Raw genomic sequence first — 26,220 nt, 5'->3', positions numbered from 1 at the left:
CGAATCATCGCCTTGGAAACAGCGAATCGCCGTGAATGTGGTTGTGTGGTCTGGCCCTGCCGCGTAGCGCGGAACGCATGTCACGCCTTGGCCGCCTTCGATCCGCAGCGCTTCCGGCGCTTCTCGCAGTTGCAGCATGTCACTCGGCGTCAAAGGATGTGCCCGGCGATGCGGCCGATCACCGCCCGTGGAACGGGATCACCGCGCAGGAAACGGTGCATTTCATGGGAACCGAGCCCTTCTGGAACGGGACCGTCGGTCCACGGGGTCTGACTTACGCCACGCCGGGTGACGAAAAGGGTGAGACTGCTCCGGTCACACGCTTTGCCGGGCGCGGCGGGGTGTCGTTCAGTGGCGTGCTGTCGGACAAGCCTACGACTCTCGTGGTGACGCCCGGCGAGTGCAGCGATGGGATGTCGGACGCACGCTATCCGTTCATCGTTACCTTGCGGATCGGCGAAACGACGCTCAAGGGCTGCGGATGGACCGATCGTGAGCCCCGGAGCAGGACGGGCGGTTAAAACCGGACTGCCGCTCCCGGGCTGATTATGACGGCTGTGCGGTTGCGAAGGAACTGTTCGCCCCAGCGATGCTCGGGTTGCCGGAAGATTGCGAACCGGCAGTCAATCCGCCGTCTTTCCGGGCGGATATCCGGATATGACGCCGGTATCCGGCGGCATATCGAGCGTTGCGCACTGCAAAAACCGCAGAAATCCTAAGCTTCTTCAGGATTGTTCGCTTTGTCGGCGACAGGCTGCATGTTACGAACTGCGGCAAGGGATGATGGCTCGCGAAGACGTGCCGCACCTGACGAGGATGCCGAGAGGAGCACGTCATGAAGCGATTCCTGACAGTATTGCATGTGGGGTTCGCCCTGCTCGCAATGACGACGGCGGGAGCGGCGCAAGCTGCCGATGCGCCGGTCGATCAGGCCGCGATGACGGGTGCCTATTATATGCGTGATACGCTGATCCCCCGGACGGACGATCTCGCCCTCATCCAGCGCAAGCCCGCGCTCTACCTTGCCAGTTTCAACGATGGCATGGCGACGGTGGCCTATTCGCTGGAGAACGGGCGGATCGTCTACCGCGTGGTTCAGGGTGAGATCGGGGATGGCGCGCGGGCGGAAATCGACCGCGCGCTGGTCCGCCTCCAGCGCAAGATCGCATGACGGATTAAAAGCAGAACGACGCAGGGAGAACGTGGCGCGGAGGTCGGCTGGCCCTTCGCGCCGGAGCCGAGGGAAGGGAGAAGCGCAAGGCGCGGCGGAGGAGCCACCCCGCCGCGCCTTCGTTTTTGCGTGGTTCCCGGGCCTTGCGCCTTAGCGGCGCGACTTCTGACGGATCAGGCGCAGATAGGTGTCCGCGACTTCCTGGTTGATGCGGTCCCAGCTGAACTCGCTTGCGCGTGCGACGCCGGCGTTGCCGTGGTTGCAGCGAAGTTCAGGGCTCTCGATGTAGCTCTTGAGGGCTTCGGCGAACTGGTGGATCGCGCCGGGGGGGATCAGGCGACCGGATACGCGATCGTCGACGAGGCTCTGGCTGCCGGTGGCGGCTGCGGCGACGACCGGCAGCCCGCAGGCCATGGCCTCTAGCGTGACGTTGCCGAACGTCTCCGTGACGGAGGGGTTGAACAGGACGTCCATCGAGGCGACGGCGCGGCCGAGGTCGGCGCCGCCCTGGAAGCCGACGAAGGCGGCCCCGGGGATGCGTTCCTCGAACCACTCGCGCGCCGGGCCCTGGCCGATGACGAGAACCTTGTAGGCGACACCGCGGCGGCGCAGTTCGTCCACCGTGTCGGAGAAGACGTCGAGGCCCTTCTCCATGACGAGGCGGCCGAGGAAGCCGATGGCGACTTCGTGGTCGGCGATGCCGTGGCTGCGGCGCCATTCGAGGTCGCGGCGGCCGGGGTTGAAGATCTCGTGATCGACGCCGCGCGACCAGATCGAGACGTCGTAGTTCATGCGCTGTTCGCGCAGGAGTTGCGCCATGCTCTCGGAGGGCGCGACGAGCGCGTCGCAGCGGCGGTAGAAGCGGCGCAGGATGGCTTCCACCACCGGTTCGCCCCACGCCATGTTGTAATAGCGCAGGTAGGTCTCGAACCGGGTGTGGACCGAGGAGAGCACCGGGATGCGGCGGTTGCGCGCCCAGGTTACGGCCTGATGGCCGACCGGGTCCGGCGAGGAGACGTGGACGACGTTCGGCGCGAAGGCAGCGAGATCGCGGCGGGCCTTGCCGGATATGGAGAAGGGGAAGCGGTACTCCGGGCGTCCGGGGATCGCGAAGGAGCGGACGCTGACGAGATCCCCGGTGGGTTCGAAAGCGGGTTCCGTCACTGTTGGCGCGTAGACACGCACTTGCGCGCCCTGGCGCAGGAGGTAGCCGACGAGTCGGTTGAGCGCCTGGTTGGCGCCATCACGAACGTAGTTGTAATTGCCCGAAAACAGGGCGATGCGCAGGTCTGCGGTTTGCATGATGGAGCGCCCCATAGCCGCCCCCGCCCCACTTGGCGAGGGTGCTTCGGACGGCGCTCCCCAAAGTTCGCGGGGATGCGCGTCACGGCTGACGAAAGGCGTTTCCGGCCGTTCGCCGAACCGTGAGCCGTGCATCGTCGTTAGCTATCAGCGGCGGCGATAGTCGCGGCGGTCCCAGCGGTCATCGCGCCGATCCCATCTGCGATCGCGACGATCCCAGCGACGGTCGCTGCGCCAGTCGCGGCCGCGATCCCAGCGGTCCCGTCCGCGGTCCCAGCGGTCGCGATCGCGATACCAGCGCGAGTAGTCGCGGCTGTAGTAGCGGTCGCGGTAGTACCGGTTGGGATAGCCGTCGTAGTAGTAATAGTACCCCGGACGGTCGCGCACGGTCACGTAGCGGCGCGAGCCCCAGTAACCACGGTCGTTATAGTAGCGGTCGTCGCGGTCGGCGAGCGCGGCGCCGAGGGCGAGGCCGATCACGCCCGCACCGATGGCGACGGCGGCGGTATTGTCGCCGCGGCCATAGTAGCGGTCACGCGCTTCGGCGGGCGAGGATGCGGCCAGCACCGAGGCCGACAATGCGGCTCCCAGCGCCAGTTTCTTGAGCAAGGCTTTCATCAATTGGAACTCCCTTTCCGGGCCAACCGGGTAACGGCGGTTGCGGCGGGCACTGTGGGAAAGTGGGCCTTCCGGACTGAACCGCGAGTGAATTCGTCGCAGGATGTGTCGAACTTGCGACGAGCTACATGCGAAGACGCCCGGCCAGGAGGAGGGCCGGGCGTCTCGCGGGCCGGGGAGGGGGATACCCGGCTCCGCGTTTCGGTCAGAGGTCAGTAGCCGCGGCGCCAGTCGCCCCGGTCGCCGTTGTAGCCACGGCGCCAGTCCTCGCGCTGATTGCGGAAGCGATCATAGTCGCCGCGCGAGTAGCGGCGGCCGTCGCGGTCCCAGTAGTACCCGTCGCGATACGACCAGTCCGAGCTGTAATAGCGGTCGTCGTAGCGGTCGCGATCGCGGCTGGACGATGCGGCGATGGCGCCCACGGCAAGCCCGAGGATGCCCGCGCCGATGGCCACGGCGGCGGTGTTGTCGTTACCGCGATGCCAGTCGCGCGCCATGGCGGGCGTGGTCGTGGCGAGGGCCGTGGCGGCGAGGCCGGCGGCGAGCGCGGTCTTCCTGAATACGTTCATGGCTTCTACTCCGTGTTCGGGGAGGCGGATCAAGGAAGCCGTTGTCCCCGTGTTGAGTTTGGTGTAGTCCATGACTGCTGAACCGAAGCGGAGCAGGTTCGGCAGATTCCATTCACGATTGTACGCAATTGTAAGCGCTTGCTGTGCAGGTCGCTGCTGGCAACGTTTCGTAACGCCCCAGACCAAATTGCGACACGTCCGCCCCCCAATCTGGCGTCAATCAATTGCCAGATTGGAGAAACCCCATGATTTCCGCCGCTCTTCTTGCCCTCGTTTCGCTCTCTACCCCCGGCGCCGCAACGGTTGCCTATGCGGGCGAAAGCATCGGCGCCGCGAAGGGCCACCCCACCGTCGTCGCGCGCGGCACCGCCAAGTCGGCTTCCGCCCCCACCGTCTGCCATCCCGATCCGTCGAAGGGCCGCGCCTGCCGCCACACCATCGTCCAGGCCGAGCAGGCGCAGCGCCCCGTGTTCGCCGTAGCGGATGCCACGACGGCCGCGAAGCAGGACTGACACCGGCTCACCACCTCCGGCGCGGGATATTTCTTCGCGCTGTGGAAGATGGCGGGACATTTTCGACCGGCGCGGTTCCCCTGACCGCGCCGCTCCCCTATACGGCAGCAGAGACAAACAGCACGATGACGGTCGCCCCCCGGTACAGACTCCCCCAAGAGACGATGACAACCCCTCCCACCATTCTGCTCGTCGAGGATGACGGGGCGCTCCGCACCCTGACCGCGCGCGCGCTTCGCCAGAGCGGGTTCAACGTGCTCACCGCCGCCACCGGCGCGGAAATGTGGGTGACTCTGCGCGAGGCGACGGTGAGCCTGGTCGTGCTCGACATCATGCTGCCCGGCACCAGCGGCTTCGACCTGTTCCGCCGCCTGCGCCGTGAAAGCGACGTGCCGATCATCTTCGTCAGCGCGCGTGGCAGCGAGGAGGACCGCGTTCTGGGCCTCGAACTCGGCGCGGACGACTATCTTGCGAAGCCGTTCAGCACTCGCGAACTCGCAGCCCGCGTCAGCGCGGTCTTGCGTCGCGGCGGCGGCCTCGATTCGTCGAGCGAGCCGGTGCCCGAGATGCGCTCGGCCGATTCCATCCAGTTCGATGGCTGGGCGGTGTCCATGGCGCGTCGCGAACTGCGCTCGCCCAGCGGCGCCATCGTCGATCTGACCGGGGCGGAGTTTGACCTGCTGTCCACTTTCCTCGGCTATCCGCAGCGCGTGCTCGGTCGTGAGCGCCTGATGGAGCTGTCCCGCTCGCGCATCGGCGACAGTTCGGACCGCTCGATCGACGTGCTCGTCAGCCGCCTGCGCCGCAAGCTGCAGGCCGAAGGTGCGGAATCGCCGATCGTGACCGTTCGCGGCGTCGGCTACATGTTCAAGGCCGAAGTGATCCGCAACTGATGGCAGGCAGGCTCGTCGCCCTGTTCAGGCGGATGGGCCTGCCGGAGCGGCTGCTCGCGGTGCTGCTGCTCGTCGTCATCATCGACTTCGCGGCGAACTCGTTCCTGTTCGAGCGCGTCGATTCCTTCATGCTGCGGCGGGACGATGCGGAGCGCATCGCCGAGAACCTCGTCCTTGCCCGCCGCACCCTCGAACATGCCGAGCCGGACGAGCGCGACGACGTCGCCCACGTCCTCAGCACCGAGCGGTTCCAGCTGCACTGGTACGCGCCCGGTGCGCGTCGGCGTGGTACGCTGGGTCTCTCCAATCTGCGGGCGCAGGTGGTGGAGATGCAGCCCGAACTGGCGATGGCCGACCTTGAGCTGCATCTTGAGGAACTGCCCGGCAAGGGCAACATCGGCGGCTCGATCCGCCTGTCCGACAACAGCCTCGTCCGCTTCCATACGCATGCCAATGCGGCGTGGAAGCTGACCGTCGGGCGCATCATCAGCCTGATCCTGCCGACCCTGCTGCTGTTCGCGCTGGCATGGGTGCTGGTGCGCACGACGCTGAAGCCCCTGCGCACGCTGATCGGTGCGACCCGTCACCTCGGATCGGGGCCGCCGCGCCCGGTGCCCGAACGCGGGCCGGACGAACTGCGCGAACTGATCCGTGCGCTCAACGAGATGCAGGAGCGCATCCACCAGTCGCTGGTCGATCGCACGCAGACGATGCTGGCCATCGGCCACGACCTCAAGACCCCGCTCGCGCGGATGCGCCTGCGGCTCGACGACGAGAGCGTCGACCCGGAAGTGCGCGAGGGCCTGAACCACGACATCGAGGAGATGCGCATGCTGCTCGACTCGATCCAGGCCTATGTCGACAGCGATGGGCGTTCGATCCCTGCCGAGCGAATCGACATCGCCGTCATGGCCGAGACTCTGGTGGACACCGCCGCCGACCACGGCGCGAATGCGACATATTCGGGTATCTCCAGCCTTGAAGTGAAAGTCCGTCCGGTGCCGATCCGGCGGGCGCTGTCCAACCTCATCGAGAACGCCATCCATTACGGTGGCAATGTGCGGGTCAGCGTGCGGCGCGACGGTGGCGGCGTGGAGATCATCGTCGACGACGATGGCCCCGGCATCCCGGACGACCGGATTACCGATGCGCTGCAACCCTTTGTCCGTCTCGACACGGCGCGCGCGCGCGATACGGCGGGAATGGGCCTCGGTCTTCCCATCGTCCGCAAGGCCGTGCGGACGGAGAATGGCACCCTCGATCTGCGTAATCGCCCGGAGGGAGGACTACGCGCGACGATCCGCCTTCCGATTGGGACCGACTGAATCGTGAAGCGATCCACGCTGCATCGCAGCAAACTTTCGTAACGTTTGGGCACGAAGGGCGAAAATCACGACACCTAATTTTTCCCACTGAGCCGAGGTGCGTGCGCCGACGGCAGTGGATAATAGAAAGGTGTTCAAAGTGAACGAGCTCATCGGTCGCGTCTTCAACTTCGAGAAGACCCTCTTCCCCGCCAGCAGCGAGCTTTTCGGCAAGCTCACCACGCATGGCCAGTCCCCCAAGGCACTGATGATCTCCTGCGCCGACTCGCGCATCGTGCCCGAGCAGATCATGCAGGCCGAACCCGGCGACCTCTTCGTCTGCCGCAACGCCGGCAACATCGTTCCGCCCTACGCCACCCAGAACGGCGGCGTCACCTCGACCGTGGAATACGCCGTGATGGCGCTCGGCGTGCGCGACATCATCGTGTGCGGCCACTCGGACTGCGGCGCGATGAAGGCGCTGGCCGACCCCACCGGCCTCGAAGCGATGCCGAACGTCGCCGCCTGGCTCAAGCACGGCGCCGCTGCCGAGAACATCGTCAGCAGCTGCCATTCCGACCTGACAGGCAAGGAGCGCGTCCGCGCCGTCACGCTCGAGAACATCATCGCCCAGATCAGCCACCTGCGCACGCACCCCTCGGTCGCCGCCGCGATCGCCAAGGGCGAAATGACGCTGCACGGCTGGATGGTCGACATCCACGCCGGTCAGGTGCTCGGCCTCAACGGCGACACCGGTGAGTTCGTGCCGCTGCGCGAAGACCGCGACCTGCCCGTCGCGCTCGCCGCCCGCACCCGCTTCGCTACCGAATACGCGGAAGCAGCGGAATGAGCACCGCACCCTCCAGCACGGGAGACGGCCGCTCAGGCCTCTTCTCCCTGTTCGGGCCGAGCTTCGGCCGGGACTTCACGGCGTCGATCGTCGTGTTCCTCGTCGCCATGCCGTTGTGCATGGGGATCGCCATCGCTTCGGGCGTGCCGCCTGAAAAGGGGCTCGTCACCGGCATCATCGGCGGCATCGTCGTCGGTGCGCTGGCGGGTTCGCCCCTGCAGGTCAGCGGCCCGGCTGCGGGCCTTGCGGTCATCGTCTTCGAGTTCGTTCGCGAGAACGGGCTCGAGGCGCTTGGCCCGGTTCTGCTGCTGGCGGGTGTGCTCCAGCTCATCGCCGGTGCCCTTAAGCTCGGCGGCCTGTTCCGCGCGATCAGCCCGGCGGTCGTCCACGGCATGCTCGCGGGCATCGGTGCGCTGATCGTCATCGGCCAGTTCCACATCCTGTTCGACGCCAAGCCGCTGTCGAGCGGTCTCCAGAACCTCGCAGCGATGCCTGCGCGGGTCTTCGGCCTCGACTTCTCGAACGCTGCGGCGACCGAGATGGCGCTGCTGATCGGCGTGCTGACGATCACCGTCATGCTCGCCTGGGAGAAGATGCGGCCCAAGTCGATGGGTCTCGTTCCCGGCGCGCTGCTCGGCGTGGTCTCGGCCACGCTGGTCGCCTGGGGCATGGGCCTCGACGTCGCCCGCATCGAAGTGCCCGTGTCGATCGCGGCCGCCTTCACGCTGCCCACCAGCGCGGAGTGGTTCGCCCCGCTCGGCAACCCGGCACTGATCGTCGCCGCCATCGCCATCGCCTTCATCGCCAGCGCCGAAACGCTGCTCTCGGCCGCCGCGGTCGATCGCATGCACGACGGCGTGCGCACGCACTATGATAAGGAACTGCGCGCGCAAGGCATCGGCAACTTCCTGTGTGGCATCTTCGGCGCGTTGCCGATGACCGGCGTGATCGTTCGCTCGTCCGCCAATGTGCAGGCGGGCGCGAAGACGCGTGCGTCCACCATGCTGCACGGTGTGTGGATCCTCGCATTCGTCGCACTGCTGCCCTGGTTGCTGCGTGAGGTGCCTATGGCTGCTCTAGGTGGCGTTCTGGTCGTGACCGGATGGAAGCTCGTCAGCCTCAAGCACGTCCGTCACCTGTTCAAGGCGCACGGTCCGCTGCCTGCGGCGATCTGGGCGGTGACTTTCGCGCTCGTCGTGACCACCGACCTGCTGACCGGCGTTCTCGTCGGCCTTGCGCTCTCCGTGGTCGAACTGCTGCCCCACGTCCGTCACCTGCGCCTCAAGGTCGCGGAGCATGACGAGGGCGAGGCGACCCGCGTGGAACTGAACGGCGCGGCCACTTTCGTGGGTCTCACGCGCCTCAACGCTGTGCTGGAGAAGCAGCCGGCGGACCGCCCGGTCCACCTCGACCTCGGCCACGTCAAGGCGATGGACCACACCACTGCGGAGACGCTGTCCGAATGGATCAGCCGTCGCCGTCAGGGCGGCCAGCGCGACCGGGTGACCGGACCTGCCGCGATCCTGCGTCCGCTGCCCCTGGCAAGCTGACGCCGACCTTACACCTGGCGGGTCGGGAACCCTCACACCCGGCCCTCTAACCTTCCGGGCGGAGCGCTAAGCGTTTCCGCCCGGCTTTCTTTTCTTCGCAGGGCGAAGATCGCACGACTTCAGGCTGGCAAGTATCGCCGCGACGTAGTTTGTGTTGCACTGCGAGCACACATGTTGCGTTGCAGAATTAAGCAATAGTTCGTTACACTCAGGAAATATTAGGGACAGCTTCACGCCATATCCATTGACGTGCCGGCGTGAAACGGGCTCGCCAAGCAGCGATAGCCCGGCGCGCAGGCCGCAGGACGGAACATGCTACAACAGTAACATGAGGGTGTTCCGACTATGAAGTTTCGTCTCTTTGCCGGCGTCGCCGGCCTCGCCGGTGCGTTTCTCGCGACGGCGACTCCCGCGATGGCGCAGGAGGAAGCCCCTAGCGAATTCACTGTCGCAGGCAGCGTTGCACTCGTCACCGACTACCGTTTCCGCGGCGTCTCGCAGTCCGACAAGGAACTCGCGGTGCAGGGCGGCGTCTCGGTGAGCCACGCAAGCGGCCTCTACGTCGGCACCTGGGGCTCGAACCTCTCTGGCTGGGGCACCTTCGGTGGCTCGAACACCGAACTCGACATCTACGGCGGCTTCGCGACCGAAGTCACCCCCGGCCTCAAGGTGGATGTCGGCGTGACCTGGTACATGTATCCGGGCGGCGCTTCGGAGACGGACTTCGCTGAACCCTACGTCAAGGTTTCGGGCACCGTCGGCCCGGCCAGCCTGCTCGTCGGCGCGGCCTACGCGCCCAAGCAGGAAGCGCTCGGCCGCTGGTATCTGGACGCCGATTCCTATGCCGAGGGCACCCCTGACGCTCCCGGCGCGAAGTCGCACAACTTCTACCTGTGGACCGACGCCAGCGCGGGCATCCCGAACACCCCGCTGACGCTCAAGGCGCACCTCGGCTACTCCGACGGTAACTCGGGCCTTGGCCCGAACGGCACCAGCGTCGCGCCGACCGGCAGCTACGTCGACTGGATGCTCGGCGCGGATCTCGCCGTCGGTCCGGTGGTGCTGGGCGTTGCCTATGTCGACACCGACATCTCGAAGTCGGAATCGGCCTACCTGACGCCGAACTTCGCCTCGACCAAGAACGGTTCGTCGATCGCCGGATCGACCGTGGTGTTCTCGCTCTCCGCAGCGTTCTGATCGCCACCGGAAACGGATGACAGGGGGAGGCCCGGTCGCGGATGCGGCCGGGCTTTCTCGTTCAGTAGCCGGTGTAGCGTCCGGGCCGGTGCCAGGCCCACAAGATGCCTGCAGTGGCCGCGACGCCGAGCAGCGACCAGCCCATGCGTGCCGCATCGAGCCGCGAGGCCGCGAACAGCAACACGCTGCCGTCGATCATTAACTGCGTGCGCCCGGCGTTCCACCCGCGGGTGCGGTATAGCCACAGTACCAGCGCTCCCGAGCCGCCTGTCGCCGCGCCGTGGCGGGCAAGCGCCAGCGCCCCCATCCCGATCACGCTGCCGCCGACGAGGGCGGCGACGGGATCGCTGACCCAGTCGATCCTGATCCCCAGAGGCGCCAGCGCCGTCATTGCGAACAGGCCGAGCGTGACCACGCCGGTCTTTATCAGGAAGCGCCAACTCATCGAGCGCAGCGTGATGGCCATGAGCGGGGCCGAGATCAGCGCATAGAGCAGGCCCACCGGCCAGCCCGTCGCGTAGCTCAGCACCAGCGCCACACCGGCCACACCGCCCGTTGCCAGCCCCGCCGCGCGCAGCAGCACTAGCCCGACCGCCAGATGGATCGTCCCTACGAAGAGGGCGTATATGTCCTCGCCATGGCCGTGCGGCGTGGGCGAAGGTGCATTCGAAGACGTCATCGCAGTGTGCCCCCTGCGTTCAAAACAGAGAAAGGCCGGAGCGCCCGATGGCGCCCCGACCTTTCATTCAACCGATAATGCATCCCCCCGCAGTCGCTTTTCTTGAAAGCCCGACCGCAAGGGGAGGGCAGATCAGGCCGCGTCCTTCTTGCGGCTCGCCTTCTTGCGCTCGTTCGGATCGAGGATCGCCTTGCGCAGACGGATCGACTGCGGGGTCACTTCGACCATTTCGTCGTCGTCGATGTAGGCGATCGCCTGCTCCAGGGTCATGACCTTGGGCGGGGTGAGGCGGATGGCGTCATCCTTGCCGGTCGAACGGAAGTTCGTCAGCTGCTTCGACTTCATCGGGTTCACTTCGAGATCGTCGGGCTTGGCGTTCTCGCCGATGATCATGCCCTCGTAGATCTTTTCCTGCGGCTTCACGAACAGGATGCCGCGATCTTCGAGGCTGTTCAGCGCGTAGCCGACCGCTTCGCCGGTGCCGTTCGAGATCAGCACGCCGTTCAGGCGGCCTTCGATCGGACCCTTGTGGCTGTCGTACTTCTCGAACAGGCGGTTCATGATGCCGGTGCCGCGCGTGTCCGAGAGGAACTCGCCGTGGTAGCCGATCAGGCCGCGCGATGGGGCCGAGAAGGTGATGCGGGTCTTGCCCGAGCCCGACGGACGCATGTCGGTCAGCTCTGCCTTGCGGCGCTGCATCTTCTCGACGACCGTGCCCGAGTATTCGTCGTCCACGTCGATCACGACGGTTTCGTAAGGCTCGGTGCGGCCGCCGGTCTCGTCGGTGCCGAACAGCACGCGCGGACGGCTGATGCCGAGCTCGAAGCCTTCGCGGCGCATCGTCTCGATCACGACGCCCAGCTGGAGTTCGCCGCGACCGGCGACTTCGAAGCTGTCCTTGTCGGCCGATTCGGTGACGCGGATGGCGACGTTGGTTTCCGCTTCCCGCATCAGGCGGTCGCGGATCATGCGGCTGGTGACCTTGTCGCCTTCACGGCCCGCGAGCGGCGAGTCGTTGACGGCGAATCGCATCGCCAGGGTCGGCGGATCAATCGGCTGCGCCTTGATCGGCACGGTGACCTGCGGGTCGGCGATGGTGTTGGCGACGGTCGCCTTTTCCAGACCGGCGAGCGCGATGATGTCACCGGCACGGGCTTCTTCCACGGGAACGCGGTCGAGACCACGGAACGACAGCACCTTGGTGGCGCGGCCCACTTCGATAACCTTGCCGTCGGCGTCGAGCGCGCGGATCGGGTCATTGACCTTGAGCTTGCCCGACTGGACGCGGCCCGTGAGCACGCGACCCATGAAGTTGTCGCGGTCAAGCAGGGTGGCGAGGAAGGTGAACGGGGCTTCTTCGTCGAGGCTCGGCGCCGGGACGTGCTCGACGATCTTCTCGAACAGCGGGGTCAGCGTGCCTTCGCGCGCGTCCGGATCGTAGCTGGCGTAGCCGTTGCGGCCCGACGCGTAGAGGGTCGGGAAATCGAGCTGCTCGTCATTGGCGTCGAGGCTGACGAAGAGGTCGAACACTTCGTCCAGCACTTCGGCGTGGCGGCCGTCGGGACGGTCGATCTTGTTGACGACGACGATCGGCTTCAGGCCGAGGCCCAGCGCCTTGCCGGTGACGAACTTGGTCTGCGGCATTGCGCCTTCCGAGCTGTCGACCAGCAGGACGACGCCGTCGACCATCGAGAGGATGCGCTCGACTTCGGCGCCGAAGTCGGCGTGGCCGGGCGTGTCGACGATGTTGATGCGATAGCCGTTCCACTCGATCGAGGTCGGCTTCGCCAGAATGGTGATGCCGCGCTCCTTTTCGAGGTCGTTCGAGTCCATCGCGCGCTCTTCGATGCGCTGGTTGTCACGGAACGTGCCGGACTGGCGGAAGAGCTGGTCGACGAGGGTGGTCTTGCCATGGTCGACGTGCGCAATGATCGCGATATTGCGCAAGGGAAGCGGGGCGGACATTGTTCTACTCTCGATAAGAGGGGCAGGGCGAGCAGCCCTGTGCTGCACCGCAAAATTGGCGCGCCCTTAGCCGATCATAGCGATTCCGGCAAGTCGTGTACGATGTGGCGATACTGCAACAATGGTGCGAATTGTCCGCAGGCATGTGCGTGTCCTGATTGTTCGCAACGATTTAAAGTCCTAGAAGATCGCTCTTACCAATTTGCGACGAGCTTCGCGCATCACGACGCGGGCAGTCGTGCAGTAGGGACAGGGGATACCATGAAGGGTGTTTTGGCGGGCATCGGCGCGCGGGAATCGCGCATCTTCATCGAACGCAAGGTCGCGTTGCTGGCTACGGTCGCGGTTGGACTGGCATGGGCTCCCGCGGCGATGGCGCAGGACGCGGCTCCGCAGGCCGGTGCCGAAGAATATACCGACACCATCATCGTCACCGCCACCAAGCGCGAACAGACGCTGCAGGACGTGCCCGTCGCCGTCTCGGTGACGAGCGGGGCGACGCTGGAGCGCGCGCAGATGCGCGACCTCAAGGATCTGCAGACGCTGGTGCCGTCGCTGCGCGTGAACCAGTTGCAGTCGAGCGCCAACACCAACTTCTACATTCGCGGTTTCGGCAACGGCGCCAACAACGCGGGCATCGAGCCTTCGGTCGGCCTGTTCATCGACGGCGTGTACCGCTCCCGCTCGGCCTCGATGATCGCGGATTTCCCCGATGTCGAGCGGATCGAGGTGCTGCGCGGGCCGCAGTCCACGCTGTTCGGCAAGAACGCCTCGGCGGGCGTGATCTCGATCGTCACGAAGAAGCCGCAGTTCGAATTCGGCGGCAATGTCGAGGCGAGCTACGGCAACTACGACGCCATCGTCGTCAAGGGCATGGTCACCGGCCCGCTCAGCGACACCATCGCGTTCAGCCTCGCGGGCGGGCTCAACAAGCGTGACGGCATCGTCAAGGATCTCGCCTCGGGCGGGCGCACCAACGAGCGCGATCGCTGGTTTTCGCGCGGGCAGCTGCTGTTCGACAACCACGACGGCCTCGAACTGCGGCTGATCGGCGATTACGGCAAGATCGACGAGAACTGCTGCGCCGTCGTCAATCTGCGGCAGGCGACGCCGACTGCGGCCATTTTCGCGCTTGGCGGGGCGGTCAACCAGCCCGGCGAGAAGTATGACGACATCGCCTATTACAACTTCCAGTCCTCCAACAAGATCGAGAATTGGGGCGTTTCGGGCGAGATCGACTATGACCTGAACGGCACCAAGCTGACGTCTATCACGTCCTATCGGCGCACCAACGCGCTTACGAACCAGGACTCGGACTTCTCCAGCGCCGACCTGCTGGGCCGCAACTGGCAGGACCTGCGGATCAAGACCTTCACCCAGGAACTGCGCGCCAACTTCGAAGTGGGCGATCGCATCACCGGTCTCATCGGCGGGTACTACTTCAACGAGAAGATCGACCAGGACAACGAAGTCTTCTGGGGCGACGATGCGCGGCCTTACGCGAACCTGCTGGTGCAGAGCCTGTCGGGCGGCGCACTCAGCGTGCCCGCGCTGGAGACGGCCTTCGGTTCCTACGAAGGCAATCCGGCCAAGTACACCGGGCAGTTCTTCCGCTCCGGCACCGGCCTGACCGAAGCCTACAAGCTCAAGAACGAGGCGTGGTCCGCATTCGGCCAGCTCGACCTCGAGGTGGCGCCGGGGCTCATCGTAACGGGTGGCCTGAACTACACGCATGACAGGAAGCGCTTCGCCACCGGCACGACATCGAACGACGTGTTCTCGGCGATCAACTTCGACGATCCGCGCTATTCCGCCTTCCGCCAGCAACTGCTGCTGGGTGGGGCGCTGCGCTCGGTCGGCGTCAATCCGACTAACACGGCGCAGGTGATTGCCTTCGCGAGCAACCCGGCGACCGCGCCGGTCTACCAGCAGCTCGTCGCCTTCGCGAATGGCAATGCCAACAACCCGTCGGCGAACCCGCTCAACCCGCTGCGCGCGCTTCAGTATTTCCCGCAGTTCATGAACGTGCCCAACGCGGTCGAGCCGGGCAAGGTGAGCGACGGCGACTTCAGCTACACCGCCCGCATCGCCTGGGACATGACGCCGACGCTGAACCTCTATGCGGCCTACGCGACCGGCTACAAGGCGGCCTCGATCAACCTGTCGCGCGACAGTCGCCCGACTCCGGCCGACCTTTCCGCGCTGCGGGCGCAGGGGCTGGCGGTGACGAACCTTACCTCGGGCAGCCGCTTCGCCAATGCCGAGAACTCGACCGTCTACGAGGCGGGCCTCAAGGGCAACTGGGGCATCGTCTCGGCCAACGTCGCGGTGTTCAAGCAGGAAATCCGGAACTTCCAGTCGAACATCTTCACCGGCTCGGGCTTCTTCCTCGCGAACGCGGGCAAGCAATCGGCGTTCGGCATCGAGTTCGAGGGTTCGGCCAAGCCGATCGAACAGCTGACGCTGACGATGGCGTGGACCTACCTCGACCCGAAGTACGACACCTTCAAACTGTCCGCCTTCGGTGACTTGTCCGGTACGACCCCGGCGGGCGTCTCGCCGCTGTCGGCGACGTTCTCGGCCGAGTTCGTGCAGCCGGTCGGCGGCAACGGTGATCGCGTAATCCTGCGCGGCGACTACCACTACGAATCGCAGTTCCGCCTCGTCGAAGGGCTTCCCGGCCTCGTCGTGCGCGATGCTGCGGGCAACGTCACCAGCGTCGATGCCGCGCTGGCCGCCGCGCGCGAGTTCAAGCAGGACATCAACGACATGAACGCCTCGCTGACATACGCGATGGCGAACGGGCTGGAACTGACGGTCTGGGGCCGCAACCTGCTCGACGACCGCACCATCCTGCAGATCTTCGACAGCCCGGCACAGCCCGGCTCGATCTCGGGCTACCCGAACCAGCCACGCACTTACGGCGTGGCGGCACGCTACCGGTTCTAACCGGAGTGTGAACCGCGCACCCGCCGCGCCGTCTCTGGGAGGAGATGCGGTGAAGAAGCGGGGCGCAAACTGGAACAGGGGCGCGAAGGCCAAGGGCTTTCGCGCCCCTTTTTCTGTCCGATGCGACGGATCAAGTCCTCGGTTGCCCGTCAAGTCTTTGACTTTATAGTCCCAAGCGCAAGGCAAGCGTGAGGCGCGGGAAGATGCGTCCATGTGCAATAGGGGAAAGACATGCTCGACTACATGTTCATGCCGCTCAGGCGCTATGCGGATTTCCAGGGGCGCTCCCGGCGGATGGAGTTCTGGTCCTTCGCGCTGTTCAACTTCATCGTCTATACCGTGCTCACCATCGTCGGCGTCAGCATGGGCCTGTCGTTCAGCGCCTTCACCAGCATGGAGAACGGCGGCGGGGTGCCTTCGGCCATGTTCGGCGGCGGGCTGATGTTCATCTTCGCGATCGGCGGCATCTACATGCTCGCCACGCTGGTGCCCAACATCGCCGTGGCCGTGCGCCGTTTCCATGACCGCGACATGAGCGGCTGGTGGTATCTCGGCTTCATCGTGCTCAGCCTGATCCCGCTGGTCGGCTGGATCGCCAGCATCGTCCAGCTCGTTCTCTTCTTCCTGCCCGGCACGCCCGGCCACAACCGCTTCGGCCCGGATCCCAAGGATCCTGCGGGCGCGGAGGTCTTCGCCTGAGTCCCGGGGCCTAAAGCTCCCTGAGCGTCCTCGCCGGTTTCGCCCGCAGCAGCGGCAGCGTACCGGCGAGCGCGAAGCCGAGGATCAGGACGAGCCCTGCTGCCAGCACCGCCAGCACGCGGGGCCAGTCCGGCATCCAGGTGAATTCGAACAGCTTGACGATCACCGCCCAGGCCATCGCACTGCCCGCCGCCAGCGCCACGATGGCGAGCACCAGCGCGATCAGCCCGTACTCGGCCATCTGCAGCACCAGCAGCTGCGCGCGGCTGGCGCCCAGCACGCGCAGGATCACGGTGTCGTAAGTTCGGCTCGCCTTTGCCGCCGCGATGGCGCCGAGCAGCACGGCAAGCCCTGCCAGCACGGCGACGGAGGACGCGGCAAGGATCGCCGCCGACATCTGGTCGAGCAGCGCGCGTGCATCGCGCAGCAGGCTGCCGGTCTCGATCACCGAGGCCGAAGGGAACGCATGCACCAGTTTCGGGAGCAGCCCGGCGGTCGATGCGCCCGGCGGCACCTCGATGGTCGCGGCAAGGTTGTGCGGCGCGTCGGCCAGCGCATTGGGCGAGAATACCAGCACGTAGTTGAAGCCGAGGCTGTCCCAGTCGATCCGACGCAGCGCGGCGATGCGGGCGTTGATCTCCACGCCGAGCACGCTGAGCTTCACGTAATCGCCTACCTTGACGCCGATGGCCTGCGCCAGCTGCTCGTCCAGCGATACCAGCGGTTCGCCCCGGTAAAGGATCGGCCACCACTTGCCGGACGTCACCGCGCTGCCTTCGGGCACGCCTACGGAATAGGTCAGCCCGCGCTCGCCGCGCAGGGCCCAAGCGCCGTCCGGCAAGTCCTTGCCGAGGCTGGACACGCGGGTCATGTGGTCTTTCGGTCCGTAGGCGAGGATGCGGCCGCGCAGGTTCGGCACCAGCTTCACCTTGGAGGCGGGAACGGTGCGCTCGACGGCCTCGCGGAAATCCCCCGCCTTGGCCTTGGGCACGTCGAGCACGAAGAAGTCGGGCGCACGCTCGGGCACTGTACGGCGTATGTTGGCGTCGAGGCTGGTCTGGACCGCCGCGATCAGCACGAAGGCGGAGAGCCCGAAGCCGAGCGCGGTCACCAGCGCGCCGGTCTGAGCACCGGGGCGGTGCAGATTGGCGAGGCCCGCGCGCAGCATCGGGCCTCGCGGTCGGGGCAGATGGGCGGCGGCCTTGCGGATGCCGAGCCCGATCAGCGCCAGCACCGCCAGCATGGCGGCGGACGCTCCGAGGAAGCCCAGCGTCACCAGCGGCTGCGCGGCGTTGACCAGCGCCAGCGCGACGATGGCGGCAAGGCCGAGACCGACGGGCAGCGCCAGAGCCTTGCGGTCGGCAGCGAGCGGAGAAACGCGGGCACGCATCAGCGCCATCGCTGGCCATCCGCGCGCACGGACCAGCGGCGGCGCGGCGAAGACCAGCGCAACGAGCAGGCCATAGGCCGCTGCCGTCGCCAGCGCGGCGGGCGAGATGGTGAACCCGGCCTCGACCGGGAGCAGGCTCTGGAGCGCGGAGGAGAGCAGCGGCGTCACCAGCACCCCTGCCGCAAGGCCTGCGAGGCTGCCGACCACCGCCGCCGCGCCCACCTGCAGTAGGTAGATGCGCGCGATGTCGCCGCTCGTCGCACCCAGAACCTTGAGCGTCGCGATCGAGGTGCGCCGCGCCTCGAGATAGGAAGAGACGCCGCCGCCGATACCGATCCCGGCGATCACCAGCGCGGCGAGGCCGACGAGGACGAGGAACTCGCCCATGCGCGTCACGAAGCGCTCGGTCGAGGGGGAGGCGGCCTTGCGGGTGCGGGTCTCGAAGCTCTGGCCGAAGCGCTCCTTCAGGGCATCGACGACGGGTTCGGGATCGCGCTGCGGATCGGTGAAGCGCACGCGCACGACGCTGCGGTACATCGCTCCCGGTGCGGTCAGCCCCGCGCGGGCGGGGAGGTCGAGCGCGACCACGGCGGTGTCGCCGAGCGCGAAGCCCTCGCTCATCTGTTCCGGGTCGGAGGCGATCACGCCGCCTACGGTTACGGGCACGCCGCCGATGGCGATGCGCGCGCCCTTGGCCACCCCGAGCCTTGCGGCGGTGCCCTTGGCGATCCATGCGGTCCCGCTCTGCGGCGCACCCACGCGGCGACCGTCGACCAGTTCCAGCCTGCCGTAGAGCGGCCAGCTGTCGTCCACGGCCTTGAGCGCCACTGGCGCGGTCGCATCGCCGCGCGTGGCGATGGCCTGCATCCTGAGGCCGTGCGAAACGTGGCCGAGGCGGGCTAGGGCGGCGTCTTCCTCTTGGCTAAGCGCCCGCTGCCAGACGCGCAGTTCGATATCTCCGCCGAGGATCTCTCGCCCGCGCGTCCCCAACTCACGCTCGATCGAGCCTGTCAGCGTCCCGATCGCGGCAATCGCGCCGACGCCGAGGAACAGGCAGACGAGCAGCAGCCGCAGTCCCTTGAAGCGCGCGGACAAGTCGCGCCGGGCGAGCATCCATGCGGTGCGCCAGGGCAGGGCTTTACGAAGCGCCTCAGGCAAGGGTGTCGCTCGCGATCCGGCCGTCACCGATTGTCACGACCCGCTCGCAGCGATGGGCGAGGCTCTCGTCGTGGGTGATGATGAGCAGCGTCGCTCCCGTCTCGGCGCGGCGGGCGAAGAGGAGGTCGATGATGGCGGCACCGGTTGCGGCGTCGAGGTTGCCGGTCGGCTCGTCGGCGAAGACCAGCGCGGGCCGGGGCGCAAGGGCGCGGGCGATGGCGACGCGCTGCTGCTCGCCGCCCGAAAGCTGCGCGGGGTAGTGCGACAGGCGATGACCGAGGCCCACTGCCGTCAGTTCCGCCTCGGCCCGCTCGCGTGCATCGGGCATTCCGGCGAGTTCGAGCGGGGTGGCCACGTTCTCCAGCGCGGTCATCGTCGGCAGCAGGTGGAAGGCCTGGAGGACGATGCCGATCCGGCCCCGCCGCGCGCGGGCGAGGGCATCCTCTTCCATCCCGGCGAAGTCCTGCCCCGCAACCTCCAGTGTCCCCGAACTGGCGCGCTCGAGCCCGCAAAGCACCGCCATCAGCGAGGATTTGCCCGATCCCGAAGGGCCGAGCAGGGCGAGCGTCTGCCCGTCCGGCACGGCAAGGTCGATCCCCTTCAGGATCTCCACGGCGCTGTCGCCGGAACCTAGCGTCAGCCGCAGGTCTCTGGCGAGAATGGTGTTCGAAAGGGCGATGGGGGAATGGGCAGGGCTTGTCACCGTCCCCATATGGGATAGCACCGGTGCATCCGACAAGTCGGCCCTTTCAGGAGAATGCCTTGCGCCTCGTTTCCCTCGCGCTCCTTGCCGTCTCGACCATCGCGATTTCCGCCTGCGGTCAGGCGCCGCAGGAAACACCTTCGCAGTCCAGCGAGGCCTCTGCCGATGCACCGCCGCAGATCCCGGTGATGGGGTCGGAGCGTTCGATTCTCGCCTTCGGGGATTCGCTGCTGGCGGGGTATGGGCTTGACGATGGGGAGAGCTACCCTGACCGGCTGGAGCAGGCGCTGCGGGCGCGGGGCGTGAACGCGAAGATCGCCAATGCGGGGATTTCGGGCGATACCACCGCGGCGGGGCTCCAGCGGCTAGACTTCACGTTGAAGAACCAGCCGGTGAAGCCGGAACTCGTCATCATCAGCCTCGGCGGCAACGACATGCTCCGCTCGCTCCCGCCTGCAGAGACGCGCGCCAATCTGGAAAAGATGCTCGAACGGCTGAAGGCTCAGGACATCCCCGTCGTCCTGCTCGGCATGTTGGCCGCGCCCAATCTGGGCAAGGACTACGCGGCGAAGTTCAACCCGATCTACCCGCAACTGGCCGAGAAGTACGGCGCTGTGCTGGTGCCGTTCTTCCTCCAGCCGGTGATCGACAAGCCCGATCTCATGCAGGGCGACCATGTCCACCCCACCGCCATCGGCATTGACGCGATCGTGGCGGCGACGGTGGACGACGTAGCGGACGCGCTGCCGAAGAAGTGACGGCCGTCAAATACAGCGCACTGTCCCCGCACTGACTTCCCACACCGCAGCCTCGCTCGCGATCGCCTCGAACGGGGCGATCTCGGTGCCGGTGAGCCAGACCTGGGCCGAGCCCGCGCGCAACCGGTCGAACAGGGCCTCGCGCCGCAGCGGATCGAGGTGGGCGGCGACTTCGTCCAGCAGCAGCAGGCGCGGGCGGCGTTCGCCGTCGCCTTCCAGAAGCTGCGAATGGGCAAGGGTGATGGCGATCAGCATCGCCTTCTGCTCGCCCGTGGAGCAATCGGCGGCGGGTTGGGCCTTGCCTGCCATGGTGACGGCCAGTTCGTCGCGGTGCGGGCCGGTGAGCGTGCGCTGCGCTGCCCGGTCCCGTGCCCTGCCTTCGCGCAGGGCTATGGCCAGGGCACCAGCCTCCACCGGGCCGCCGGGCTGGTAGGCCAGCGAAGGCCGGGCGAACGGGGCATCGGGCAAGGCGGCGAGCGCCGCTTCCAGTCGCAGGACCAGACGCGCACGGGCCGCCGCGACGAGCGCGCCCGCCTCGGCGATCTGCACCTCGATAGCGTCCAGCCAGTGCGGGTCCGGCGCGCGCTCGTCGGAAAGCAGGCGGTTGCGTTCGCGCACCGCAGTTTCCAGTCTTGCCGCATTCCCGGCGTGAGCGGGATCGATGGCGAGCACCAGCCGGTCGAGGAAACGCCGCCGCGCGCCCGCGCTTTCCACGAAGAGGCGATCCATCGCCGGGGTCAGCCATCCGATCGAAAGCCACTCGGCAAGACTGAGCGCGGATGCCTGCGCGCCGTTGACCTGCACCAGCCGTCGTCCGGGGCGCTCCGCAGCGACGCCGGTGCCGAGCCGCACTGCCTCCCCCTCCGGCATCGCCAACGCAGCGTTCACCGCAAAGCCGCCATCGCCATCCTGCGCGGGAACGTCCGCCAGTTGCGCACGGCGAAGGCCGCGACCGGGGGCGAGCAGGCTGATCGCCTCCAGCACGTTGGTCTTGCCCGCGCCGTTCTCGCCGACCAGCAGGTTGAACTGCGCCGTGCCTTCCACCGCAGTCTCGCGGTGGTTGCGGAAACGGGACAGGAGGATGCGGTCGAGCATGGTGCGGCGGGGCCTAGCCGGTCAGGCCGACCGGCTCAATGTTCAGACCGAGCGCGCCTTGGCAAAAGGCGAGAAGTCCACATTGTCGTCGAACACCTCGACGCCCTCGCGCGCCTTGAGCCAGCCGACGACCACATAAGTCAGCGGGGTCAGCACGGCCTCCCACAGCACCTTCATGCCCCAGTTGGTGACCATGACGGTCAGCACCTGCTCGTGCGTCCATGTGCCGAGGAAGGCGATGGGGTAGAACAGCGCGCTGTCCACCGCCTGCCCGAACACGGTCGAGCCGATGGTGCGCGTCCACAGATGCTTGCCGCCGGTCATCAGCTTCATCTTGGCGAGCACGAAGGAGTTGACGAACTCGCCCGCCCAGAACGCAGTGAGCGAGGCCAGTACGATGCGCCAGGTGGAGCCGAACACGGCCTCATAAGCGGCCTGCCCCGTCCAGCCCGCGTCAGGCGGCATGGCGACGACGACGAAGCTCATGAAGGCCATGAAGATCATCGCGAAGAACCCCGCCCACACGCAGCGGCGGGCGTTGGCGTAGCCGTAGACCTCGGTCAGCACGTCGCCGATGACGTAGCTGACGGGGAAGAACAGGATGCCCGCGCCGAAAGTGACGCCGCCGAAGTTCGCCAGCTTGGATGCGCCGATCAGGTTCGACAGCAGCAGGATGGCGACGAAGGCTGACATCACGTAGTCGAAATAGCGGAAATGCCGCCGCGCACCGGCAAGGCCGTCGATGCGTGACAGGTGGGCTGGATTGTCGGGGGCGTCGTCGGTTCCGGCGTTCATTGCCTGTGCGTAACGTGGCTTTGCTGCAGCGCAAAGCACAAGTTTGCGCGCGGCGACGGTTTGCGCGGGGACGCAAGCGCGCTATGGGAACCCGGCGCGCGCCCGTAGCTCAGCTGGATAGAGCACGAGCCTTCTAAGCTTGGGGTCACAGGTTCGAACCCTGTCGGGCGCGCCATTTCCAAGGAAAATGGTCGCCCAGTCTTCGAAGAGGAGTTCGAACTGTGTTCGAACGGGCCGCGCCATTTGTCGCGGTTTAAGCGATGTTAACCTGACCGGCTTACCTTTCCACGCATGACTCGCCAGGTTCTTCCCCGACGTTCGCAGCGACGCTCCGTCGCGATGGCCGTCCAGTGCCGCACGCAGAGCGGCCTCAGGGACGATGGCGAGATCTCCGATATCTCGGCCGAGGGGTGCTGCCTGCGGATGCGCGGCATCTATTTCCGTGTCGGCACGCGCCTGATCGTGCGGCCCTCGGGCATGGAGAGCATGTCGGGCGTGGTGCGCTGGGTCAGCAGCGACCTCGCCGGAGTGGAGTTCGACCGCCCTCTGTACGGTCCGGTGCTGGAGCACATCGCGGCCACGCACGCCGCGCATATCCGCGCCTGATCCACGCGCCACGTCGCCCCGGCGAATTCTCGTTCATCTGGCCTGAAAGCGCTGGCCAAGCCGCAAGACCGCCCCGCACACTCTCCCGATATGACCGGCAAGAAGCCGCCGGCGCGCTTCAAGCATCGGGAGAGAGAGCTTGGCACTACACACCGGCCCGGCCAGCGAGGCCCCCAATCATCCGCTCGCCGTCCGCATGGGCGTGATCGCGGGCGTATCGCATAACGTCGTCATCGGCACCGTCATGGGTTCCTTCGGGCTGATGCTCGCGTCGGTCGAGCAGCGGCTCGGCGTCAGCGCGGAGCAGGCGGCGGCGGGGATACCGCTGGTGCTGGTCGGCTCCTCCATCCTCGCACCTTTCGTTGGCGTGCTCATCGCCAAGGTTTCCTTGCGGCTCCTGCTGCTGGTCGGCGCGCTGCTGACGGTGGCGGGATACCTGACGCTGGCGTGGACGCAGAGCTACGCGCTTTACCTCCTTGCTTATGGCCTGTGCTTCGGACCGGCGATGAGCCTTGCCGGATCGATCGGCCCGGCGACGCTGGTGACGCGCTGGTTCAACCGCAATCGCGGACTGGCGCTCGGCATCGTCCATCTGCCGGTGGTCATCGCCATCGTGCCGTGGACGCTGGAGAGGGCGCTGTCGGTCGTCTCGCCGAGTGCGATCTACCTGTCGATCGGCGTCATCGCAGCGGTGCTGCTGCTGCCGCTGATCCTGCTGACGGTCGACCACCCGCCGGGCCACACCGAGACCCCAGCGCCGGAACCGGAGGCAAAGCGGACCGCCGATGGCTCCTTCAGCGTGGCGCAACTGCTGGCGCGGCCGCGCTTCTGGGCAATCTCGCTGGCGGCGGTGGCGAGCATGACGAGTTCGGTCCTGCTCGGCTCGCTGCTGGTGCCGATGGGCATGTCCTGGGGCTTCACCCGGCCCGAGGCGGCGCTGCTGCAGTCGATCATGTCGCTGGTCGGGATCGCCGGGTCGGTGCTGTTCGGGTGGATCGCGGACCGTCTCGGCGGGGCGAAAGCGCTGGCGCTGATCGGCTTCGATTGCGCGGTGCTCTGGGCGATCCTGCTCCAGCATCCGCCGTTCTGGCTCGCCGCCGTAGTGATCGGCCTGATCGGGATGCACGGGGCGGGCGCGATCCCGACGCTGGGCAAGGGGCTGACCGATGCCTTCGGGCAGGCGAGCTACAGCCGTAGCTTCGGGCTCAACACGCTGATCGGGCTGCCGTTCATCGCCGTCGCCGTGGTCGGTTCGGCGCGGGTGCATACGATGACGGGAAGCTACGACGGCGCGATCCTGGCGATCAGCGGCTTCTTCGTGTTGGCGGTGGTGCTGGGGCTCTATGCCGCGACTGGGCCGAAGGTGCCGGAGGCGATCCCGGCAGCGGCATGAATCAGCCTCTTCGCGCGGTCGCCTTGAGCTGGCCGAGAACCGGGTAGCCGAGACCCTCGGGGATCACCAGCCACTCGCCGTCGTCGCGCTGCTCGGTATGCGGATTGATGCGCGAGACCGGGTGCGCGGCGATGTCGGCGAGCGCCTCGGCATGGCTGGCGTATTGCGCCAGCCGTTCGAGGTTGCGGCGGGTCGGGAAGATCACGGTGATCTCGCCGCTGTCGGCCATGGCGAGCGCATCGGCGGCGCTGGTCCAGAACAGGCGCGAGTTCTCGGTCGCGTCCACCGTCACGTCGACCGCCCCGGTGCCGAGGTCTACGACGAAGAAGCGGGTGTCGAACGCCTTTTCCCACAAGGGGCACCAGTGCGCGAAGAAGGTGAGCGACTGCGGCTCCAGTTCCCAGCCGAAGCGCTCCAGCACGATGTCGAGGCGACCCACCTCCATCAGCAGCGCGCGGGCTTCGCGGGCCTCCTGCGCGGTGACGGGCTGGCGGGTGGCGATCATCAGCCCGCTTTCCTCCAGCGTCTCGCGGATGGCGGCGATGCGGGCCGCAGCGATCTCCTCGGCTTCGCCCGGCAGGATGCGGCGGGCGAGTTCGCGGTCGGCAGGATCGACGCGGCCGCCGGGGAACACTGCCGCACCCCCGGCAAAGCGCATGCCGTCGGAACGCTGGAGCATGAGCAGTTCGGGCGGTCCGCCCTCGGCGGCATGGCGGAACACGACCACCGTGGCGGCGGGGACGACCGAGGGGCCATCGGCGGACATCGGCTGGTCGGAAGGGGGGCTGCGGAACATCATGAGGATGTCGCGCGTGGGGCAGGCAGTCGCAAGGGCAAAATGCTTGCGGGAATCGGCAGGACTGTCGGCAGGATTTACAACCTGCGATTGGCGGCCCGACAGTCGCGCGGACGAAACGGCTGATTTCCTAAGAAAATCAAAACTGGCACGCGCCATGCTTATGGAGTATCGTACCTCGAGAGAAAGCAGTCTCGATAGAGGCGGGGCCGGACAGTCTCCCGGACCCGCCTCCCCGGGGTTCCCCTTCACCAGCGGCGCACAAGCAAAAGGCCCGGGAATTGCTTCCCGAGCCTTTATGACATTCGGCTGTGTGCCGGATCAGCAGATCAGCCTTGGGCAGCGATCCCGCTTTCGGTCATGAGCTGGTGCAGTTCGCCCGCCTCGTACATCTCCATCATGATGTCGCTGCCGCCGAGGAACTCGCCCTTGACGTAGAGCTGGGGGATCGTCGGCCAGTCCGAGTAGGCCTTGATGCCCTGGCGGATTTCCATGTCCTGCAACACGTCGACGGTCTCGTAAGCGACGCCGAGGTGGTCGAGGATGGCGATGGCGCGGCTGGAGAAGCCGCACTGCGGGAACAACGGGGTGCCCTTCATGAAGAGGACCACGTCGTTGCTCTTTACGATGTCGCCGATACGGGCGTTGACGTCGGACATTTCAGTAAAACCCTTGGATATGTTGCAACGTCAGTTGGGGACGGCAGTGGTGAGTTGCAAGGCATGCAGAACGCCGCCCATGCGGCCGCCGAGCGCTTCGTAGACCAGCTTGTGCTGGGCGACGCGCGGCTTGCCCGTGAAAGCGGCGGAAACGACGTGCGCGGCGTAGTGGTCGTTGTCACCGGCGAGGTCGGTGATCGTGACTTCCGCATCCGGCAGCGCGGTGCGGATCATCGTCTCGATCTCGGTTGCGGTCATGCCCATCGGAATATCAACCCAGGAACTGGCGGCGCGCTTCGGCCTGCTTGGCGGAGAGCGCGGCGCGAACTTCGGCTTCAGTGGTATCGACGCCGGCGGCGGTGAGGTCGCCCAGCAGCTTGCGGATCACGTCCTCGTCGCCGGCTTCCTCGAAGTCGGCCTGAACGACGGCCTTGGCGTAGGCGTCGGTTTCCGCCTGCGAGAGCTTCATGCGCTCGGCCGCCCATTCGCCGACCAGGCGGTTGCGACGCGCCTGAATGCGGAACAGGGTGTCGGCGTCATGCGCGAACTTGGCCTCTTCGCCGCGCTCGCGGTCCTGGAAACTCGTCATCGGGCAACCTCGGGTTGGAT

At 66.7% G+C, this 26,220-nt stretch carries 26 protein-coding genes and 1 tRNA gene; 14 read left to right on the top strand and 13 right to left on the bottom strand.

Annotated elements, in window-relative coordinates:
• Window positions 1-158: 158 nt before the first annotated feature.
• Complete coding sequence (locus tag LO787_RS02650; protein ID WP_232494334.1) at window positions 159-521, top strand: COG3650 family protein; 363 nt, start codon at window positions 159-161, stop codon at window positions 519-521.
• A gap of 314 nt (window positions 522-835) precedes the next feature.
• Window positions 836-1,171: a hypothetical protein gene (locus LO787_RS02645; protein WP_232494333.1), complete on the top strand. Its 336-nt coding sequence runs from the start codon at window positions 836-838 to the stop codon at window positions 1,169-1,171.
• 150 nt (window positions 1,172-1,321) lie between these two features.
• Here the strand turns inward: LO787_RS02645 and LO787_RS02640 are convergent, their stop codons facing one another.
• The 3 genes from LO787_RS02640 to LO787_RS02630 all read right to left on the bottom strand — a co-directional run bounded on the left by LO787_RS02640 (window position 1,322) and on the right by LO787_RS02630 (window position 3,660).
• Window positions 1,322-2,473: a glycosyltransferase family 4 protein gene (locus LO787_RS02640; RefSeq protein ID WP_232494332.1), complete on the bottom strand. Its 1,152-nt coding sequence runs from the start codon at window positions 2,471-2,473 to the stop codon at window positions 1,322-1,324.
• A gap of 147 nt (window positions 2,474-2,620) precedes the next feature.
• Window positions 2,621-3,091, bottom strand: coding sequence for a hypothetical protein (locus LO787_RS02635; RefSeq protein WP_232494331.1), 471 nt, complete (start codon window positions 3,089-3,091; stop codon window positions 2,621-2,623).
• A 212-nt stretch (window positions 3,092-3,303) separates the two neighbouring features.
• Window positions 3,304-3,660, bottom strand: coding sequence for a hypothetical protein (locus tag LO787_RS02630; RefSeq protein WP_232494330.1), 357 nt, complete (start codon window positions 3,658-3,660; stop codon window positions 3,304-3,306).
• Between the two features lie 245 nt (window positions 3,661-3,905).
• Here LO787_RS02630 and LO787_RS02625 point away from each other — a divergent pair, with 245 nt between their 5' ends.
• From LO787_RS02625 to LO787_RS02600, 6 genes are all read left to right on the top strand, one after another.
• Window positions 3,906-4,172, top strand: a complete 267-nt coding sequence (locus LO787_RS02625; protein ID WP_232494329.1) for a hypothetical protein — start codon at window positions 3,906-3,908, stop codon at window positions 4,170-4,172.
• 164 nt (window positions 4,173-4,336) lie between these two features.
• Entirely contained in the window at window positions 4,337-5,065 is a 729-nt protein-coding gene (locus LO787_RS02620; protein ID WP_232494328.1) for a response regulator transcription factor, read from the top strand.
• Window positions 5,065-6,390 carry an ATP-binding protein gene (locus LO787_RS02615; protein WP_232494327.1) on the top strand — a complete coding sequence of 442 codons (1,326 nt, stop codon included), beginning with the start codon at window positions 5,065-5,067 and terminating at the stop codon, window positions 6,388-6,390. Before LO787_RS02620 ends, LO787_RS02615 begins: the two co-directional genes overlap by 1 nt.
• A 139-nt stretch (window positions 6,391-6,529) precedes the next feature.
• Window positions 6,530-7,219, top strand: coding sequence for a carbonic anhydrase (locus LO787_RS02610; protein ID WP_232494326.1), 690 nt, complete (start codon window positions 6,530-6,532; stop codon window positions 7,217-7,219).
• The gene (locus LO787_RS02605; RefSeq protein WP_232494325.1) at window positions 7,216-8,769 is read left to right on the top strand and encodes a SulP family inorganic anion transporter; all 1,554 of its coding nucleotides are present in this window, start codon (window positions 7,216-7,218) and stop codon (window positions 8,767-8,769) included. The genes LO787_RS02610 and LO787_RS02605 overlap by 4 nt, the downstream gene beginning before the upstream one ends.
• Window positions 8,770-9,114: 345 nt before the next feature.
• On the top strand, window positions 9,115-9,966 hold the full coding sequence (locus LO787_RS02600; RefSeq protein WP_232494324.1) for a TorF family putative porin: 852 nt from the start codon (window positions 9,115-9,117) through the stop codon (window positions 9,964-9,966).
• Between the two features lie 61 nt (window positions 9,967-10,027).
• Here the strand turns inward: LO787_RS02600 and LO787_RS02595 are convergent, their stop codons facing one another.
• Both LO787_RS02595 and typA read right to left on the bottom strand, forming a co-directional pair.
• Window positions 10,028-10,645 (bottom strand): YitT family protein, encoded by a 618-nt coding sequence (locus LO787_RS02595; RefSeq protein ID WP_232494323.1) that lies wholly within the window; start codon window positions 10,643-10,645, stop codon window positions 10,028-10,030.
• 132 nt (window positions 10,646-10,777) lie between these two features.
• Entirely contained in the window at window positions 10,778-12,610 is a 1,833-nt protein-coding gene (gene typA / locus LO787_RS02590; protein WP_232494322.1) for a translational GTPase TypA, read from the bottom strand.
• Between the two features lie 261 nt (window positions 12,611-12,871).
• On the opposite strand from typA, the gene LO787_RS02585 reads away from it, so the two are divergent.
• Both LO787_RS02585 and LO787_RS02580 read left to right on the top strand, forming a co-directional pair.
• Window positions 12,872-15,559 (top strand): TonB-dependent receptor, encoded by a 2,688-nt coding sequence (locus tag LO787_RS02585; protein ID WP_232494321.1) that lies wholly within the window; start codon window positions 12,872-12,874, stop codon window positions 15,557-15,559.
• Window positions 15,560-15,790: 231 nt separating this feature from the next.
• Window positions 15,791-16,258 carry a DUF805 domain-containing protein gene (locus LO787_RS02580; protein ID WP_232494320.1) on the top strand — a complete coding sequence of 156 codons (468 nt, stop codon included), beginning with the start codon at window positions 15,791-15,793 and terminating at the stop codon, window positions 16,256-16,258.
• Window positions 16,259-16,268: 10 nt separating this feature from the next.
• On the opposite strand, the gene LO787_RS02575 is transcribed toward LO787_RS02580, so the two are convergent.
• Both LO787_RS02575 and LO787_RS02570 read right to left on the bottom strand, forming a co-directional pair.
• Window positions 16,269-18,761, bottom strand: a complete 2,493-nt coding sequence (locus tag LO787_RS02575; protein WP_232496233.1) for an ABC transporter permease — start codon at window positions 18,759-18,761, stop codon at window positions 16,269-16,271.
• A gap of 37 nt (window positions 18,762-18,798) precedes the next feature.
• Window positions 18,799-19,518, bottom strand: coding sequence for an ABC transporter ATP-binding protein (locus tag LO787_RS02570; protein ID WP_232494319.1), 720 nt, complete (start codon window positions 19,516-19,518; stop codon window positions 18,799-18,801).
• Window positions 19,519-19,568: 50 nt separating this feature from the next.
• On the opposite strand from LO787_RS02570, the gene LO787_RS02565 reads away from it, so the two are divergent.
• Entirely contained in the window at window positions 19,569-20,267 is a 699-nt protein-coding gene (locus tag LO787_RS02565) for an arylesterase (protein ID WP_232494318.1), read from the top strand.
• A gap of 6 nt (window positions 20,268-20,273) precedes the next feature.
• On the opposite strand, the gene recF is transcribed toward LO787_RS02565, so the two are convergent.
• Together recF and LO787_RS02555 are read right to left on the bottom strand one after the other, a co-directional pair.
• The gene (gene recF, locus LO787_RS02560; RefSeq protein ID WP_232494317.1) at window positions 20,274-21,362 is read right to left on the bottom strand and encodes a DNA replication/repair protein RecF; all 1,089 of its coding nucleotides are present in this window, start codon (window positions 21,360-21,362) and stop codon (window positions 20,274-20,276) included.
• Between the two features lie 42 nt (window positions 21,363-21,404).
• Window positions 21,405-22,157: a queuosine precursor transporter gene (locus LO787_RS02555; protein ID WP_232494316.1), complete on the bottom strand. Its 753-nt coding sequence runs from the start codon at window positions 22,155-22,157 to the stop codon at window positions 21,405-21,407.
• Window positions 22,158-22,255: 98 nt separating this feature from the next.
• On the opposite strand from LO787_RS02555, the gene LO787_RS02550 reads away from it, so the two are divergent.
• The 3 genes from LO787_RS02550 (at window position 22,256) to LO787_RS02540 (ending at window position 24,156) form a co-directional block, all read left to right on the top strand.
• Window positions 22,256-22,332, top strand: a tRNA-Arg gene (locus tag LO787_RS02550).
• 164 nt (window positions 22,333-22,496) lie between these two features.
• Complete coding sequence (locus tag LO787_RS02545; RefSeq protein ID WP_232494315.1) at window positions 22,497-22,763, top strand: PilZ domain-containing protein; 267 nt, start codon at window positions 22,497-22,499, stop codon at window positions 22,761-22,763.
• 139 nt (window positions 22,764-22,902) lie between these two features.
• Window positions 22,903-24,156: an MFS transporter gene (locus LO787_RS02540; RefSeq protein WP_232494314.1), complete on the top strand. Its 1,254-nt coding sequence runs from the start codon at window positions 22,903-22,905 to the stop codon at window positions 24,154-24,156.
• 1 nt (window position 24,157) lies between these two features.
• Here the strand turns inward: LO787_RS02540 and LO787_RS02535 are convergent, their stop codons facing one another.
• The 4 genes from LO787_RS02535 to LO787_RS02520 all read right to left on the bottom strand — a co-directional run bounded on the left by LO787_RS02535 (window position 24,158) and on the right by LO787_RS02520 (window position 26,200).
• Window positions 24,158-24,952, bottom strand: a complete 795-nt coding sequence (locus tag LO787_RS02535) for an NUDIX hydrolase (RefSeq protein WP_232496232.1) — start codon at window positions 24,950-24,952, stop codon at window positions 24,158-24,160.
• Window positions 24,953-25,281: 329 nt separating this feature from the next.
• Complete coding sequence (gene grxD / locus LO787_RS02530) at window positions 25,282-25,611, bottom strand: Grx4 family monothiol glutaredoxin (RefSeq protein WP_232494313.1); 330 nt, start codon at window positions 25,609-25,611, stop codon at window positions 25,282-25,284.
• A 30-nt stretch (window positions 25,612-25,641) separates the two neighbouring features.
• Window positions 25,642-25,875, bottom strand: a complete 234-nt coding sequence (locus LO787_RS02525; RefSeq protein ID WP_232494312.1) for a BolA/IbaG family iron-sulfur metabolism protein — start codon at window positions 25,873-25,875, stop codon at window positions 25,642-25,644.
• Window positions 25,876-25,882: 7 nt separating this feature from the next.
• Complete coding sequence (locus tag LO787_RS02520; RefSeq protein ID WP_232494311.1) at window positions 25,883-26,200, bottom strand: DUF1476 domain-containing protein; 318 nt, start codon at window positions 26,198-26,200, stop codon at window positions 25,883-25,885.
• Between the last annotated feature and the right edge of the window lie 20 nt (window positions 26,201-26,220).

The organism is Novosphingobium kaempferiae, assembly GCF_021227995.1.
Lineage (GTDB): Bacteria > Pseudomonadota > Alphaproteobacteria > Sphingomonadales > Sphingomonadaceae > Novosphingobium > Novosphingobium kaempferiae.
The sequence above is the reverse complement of the archived record's forward strand: the minus strand, read 5'-3'. Positions and strand labels throughout refer to the sequence as shown.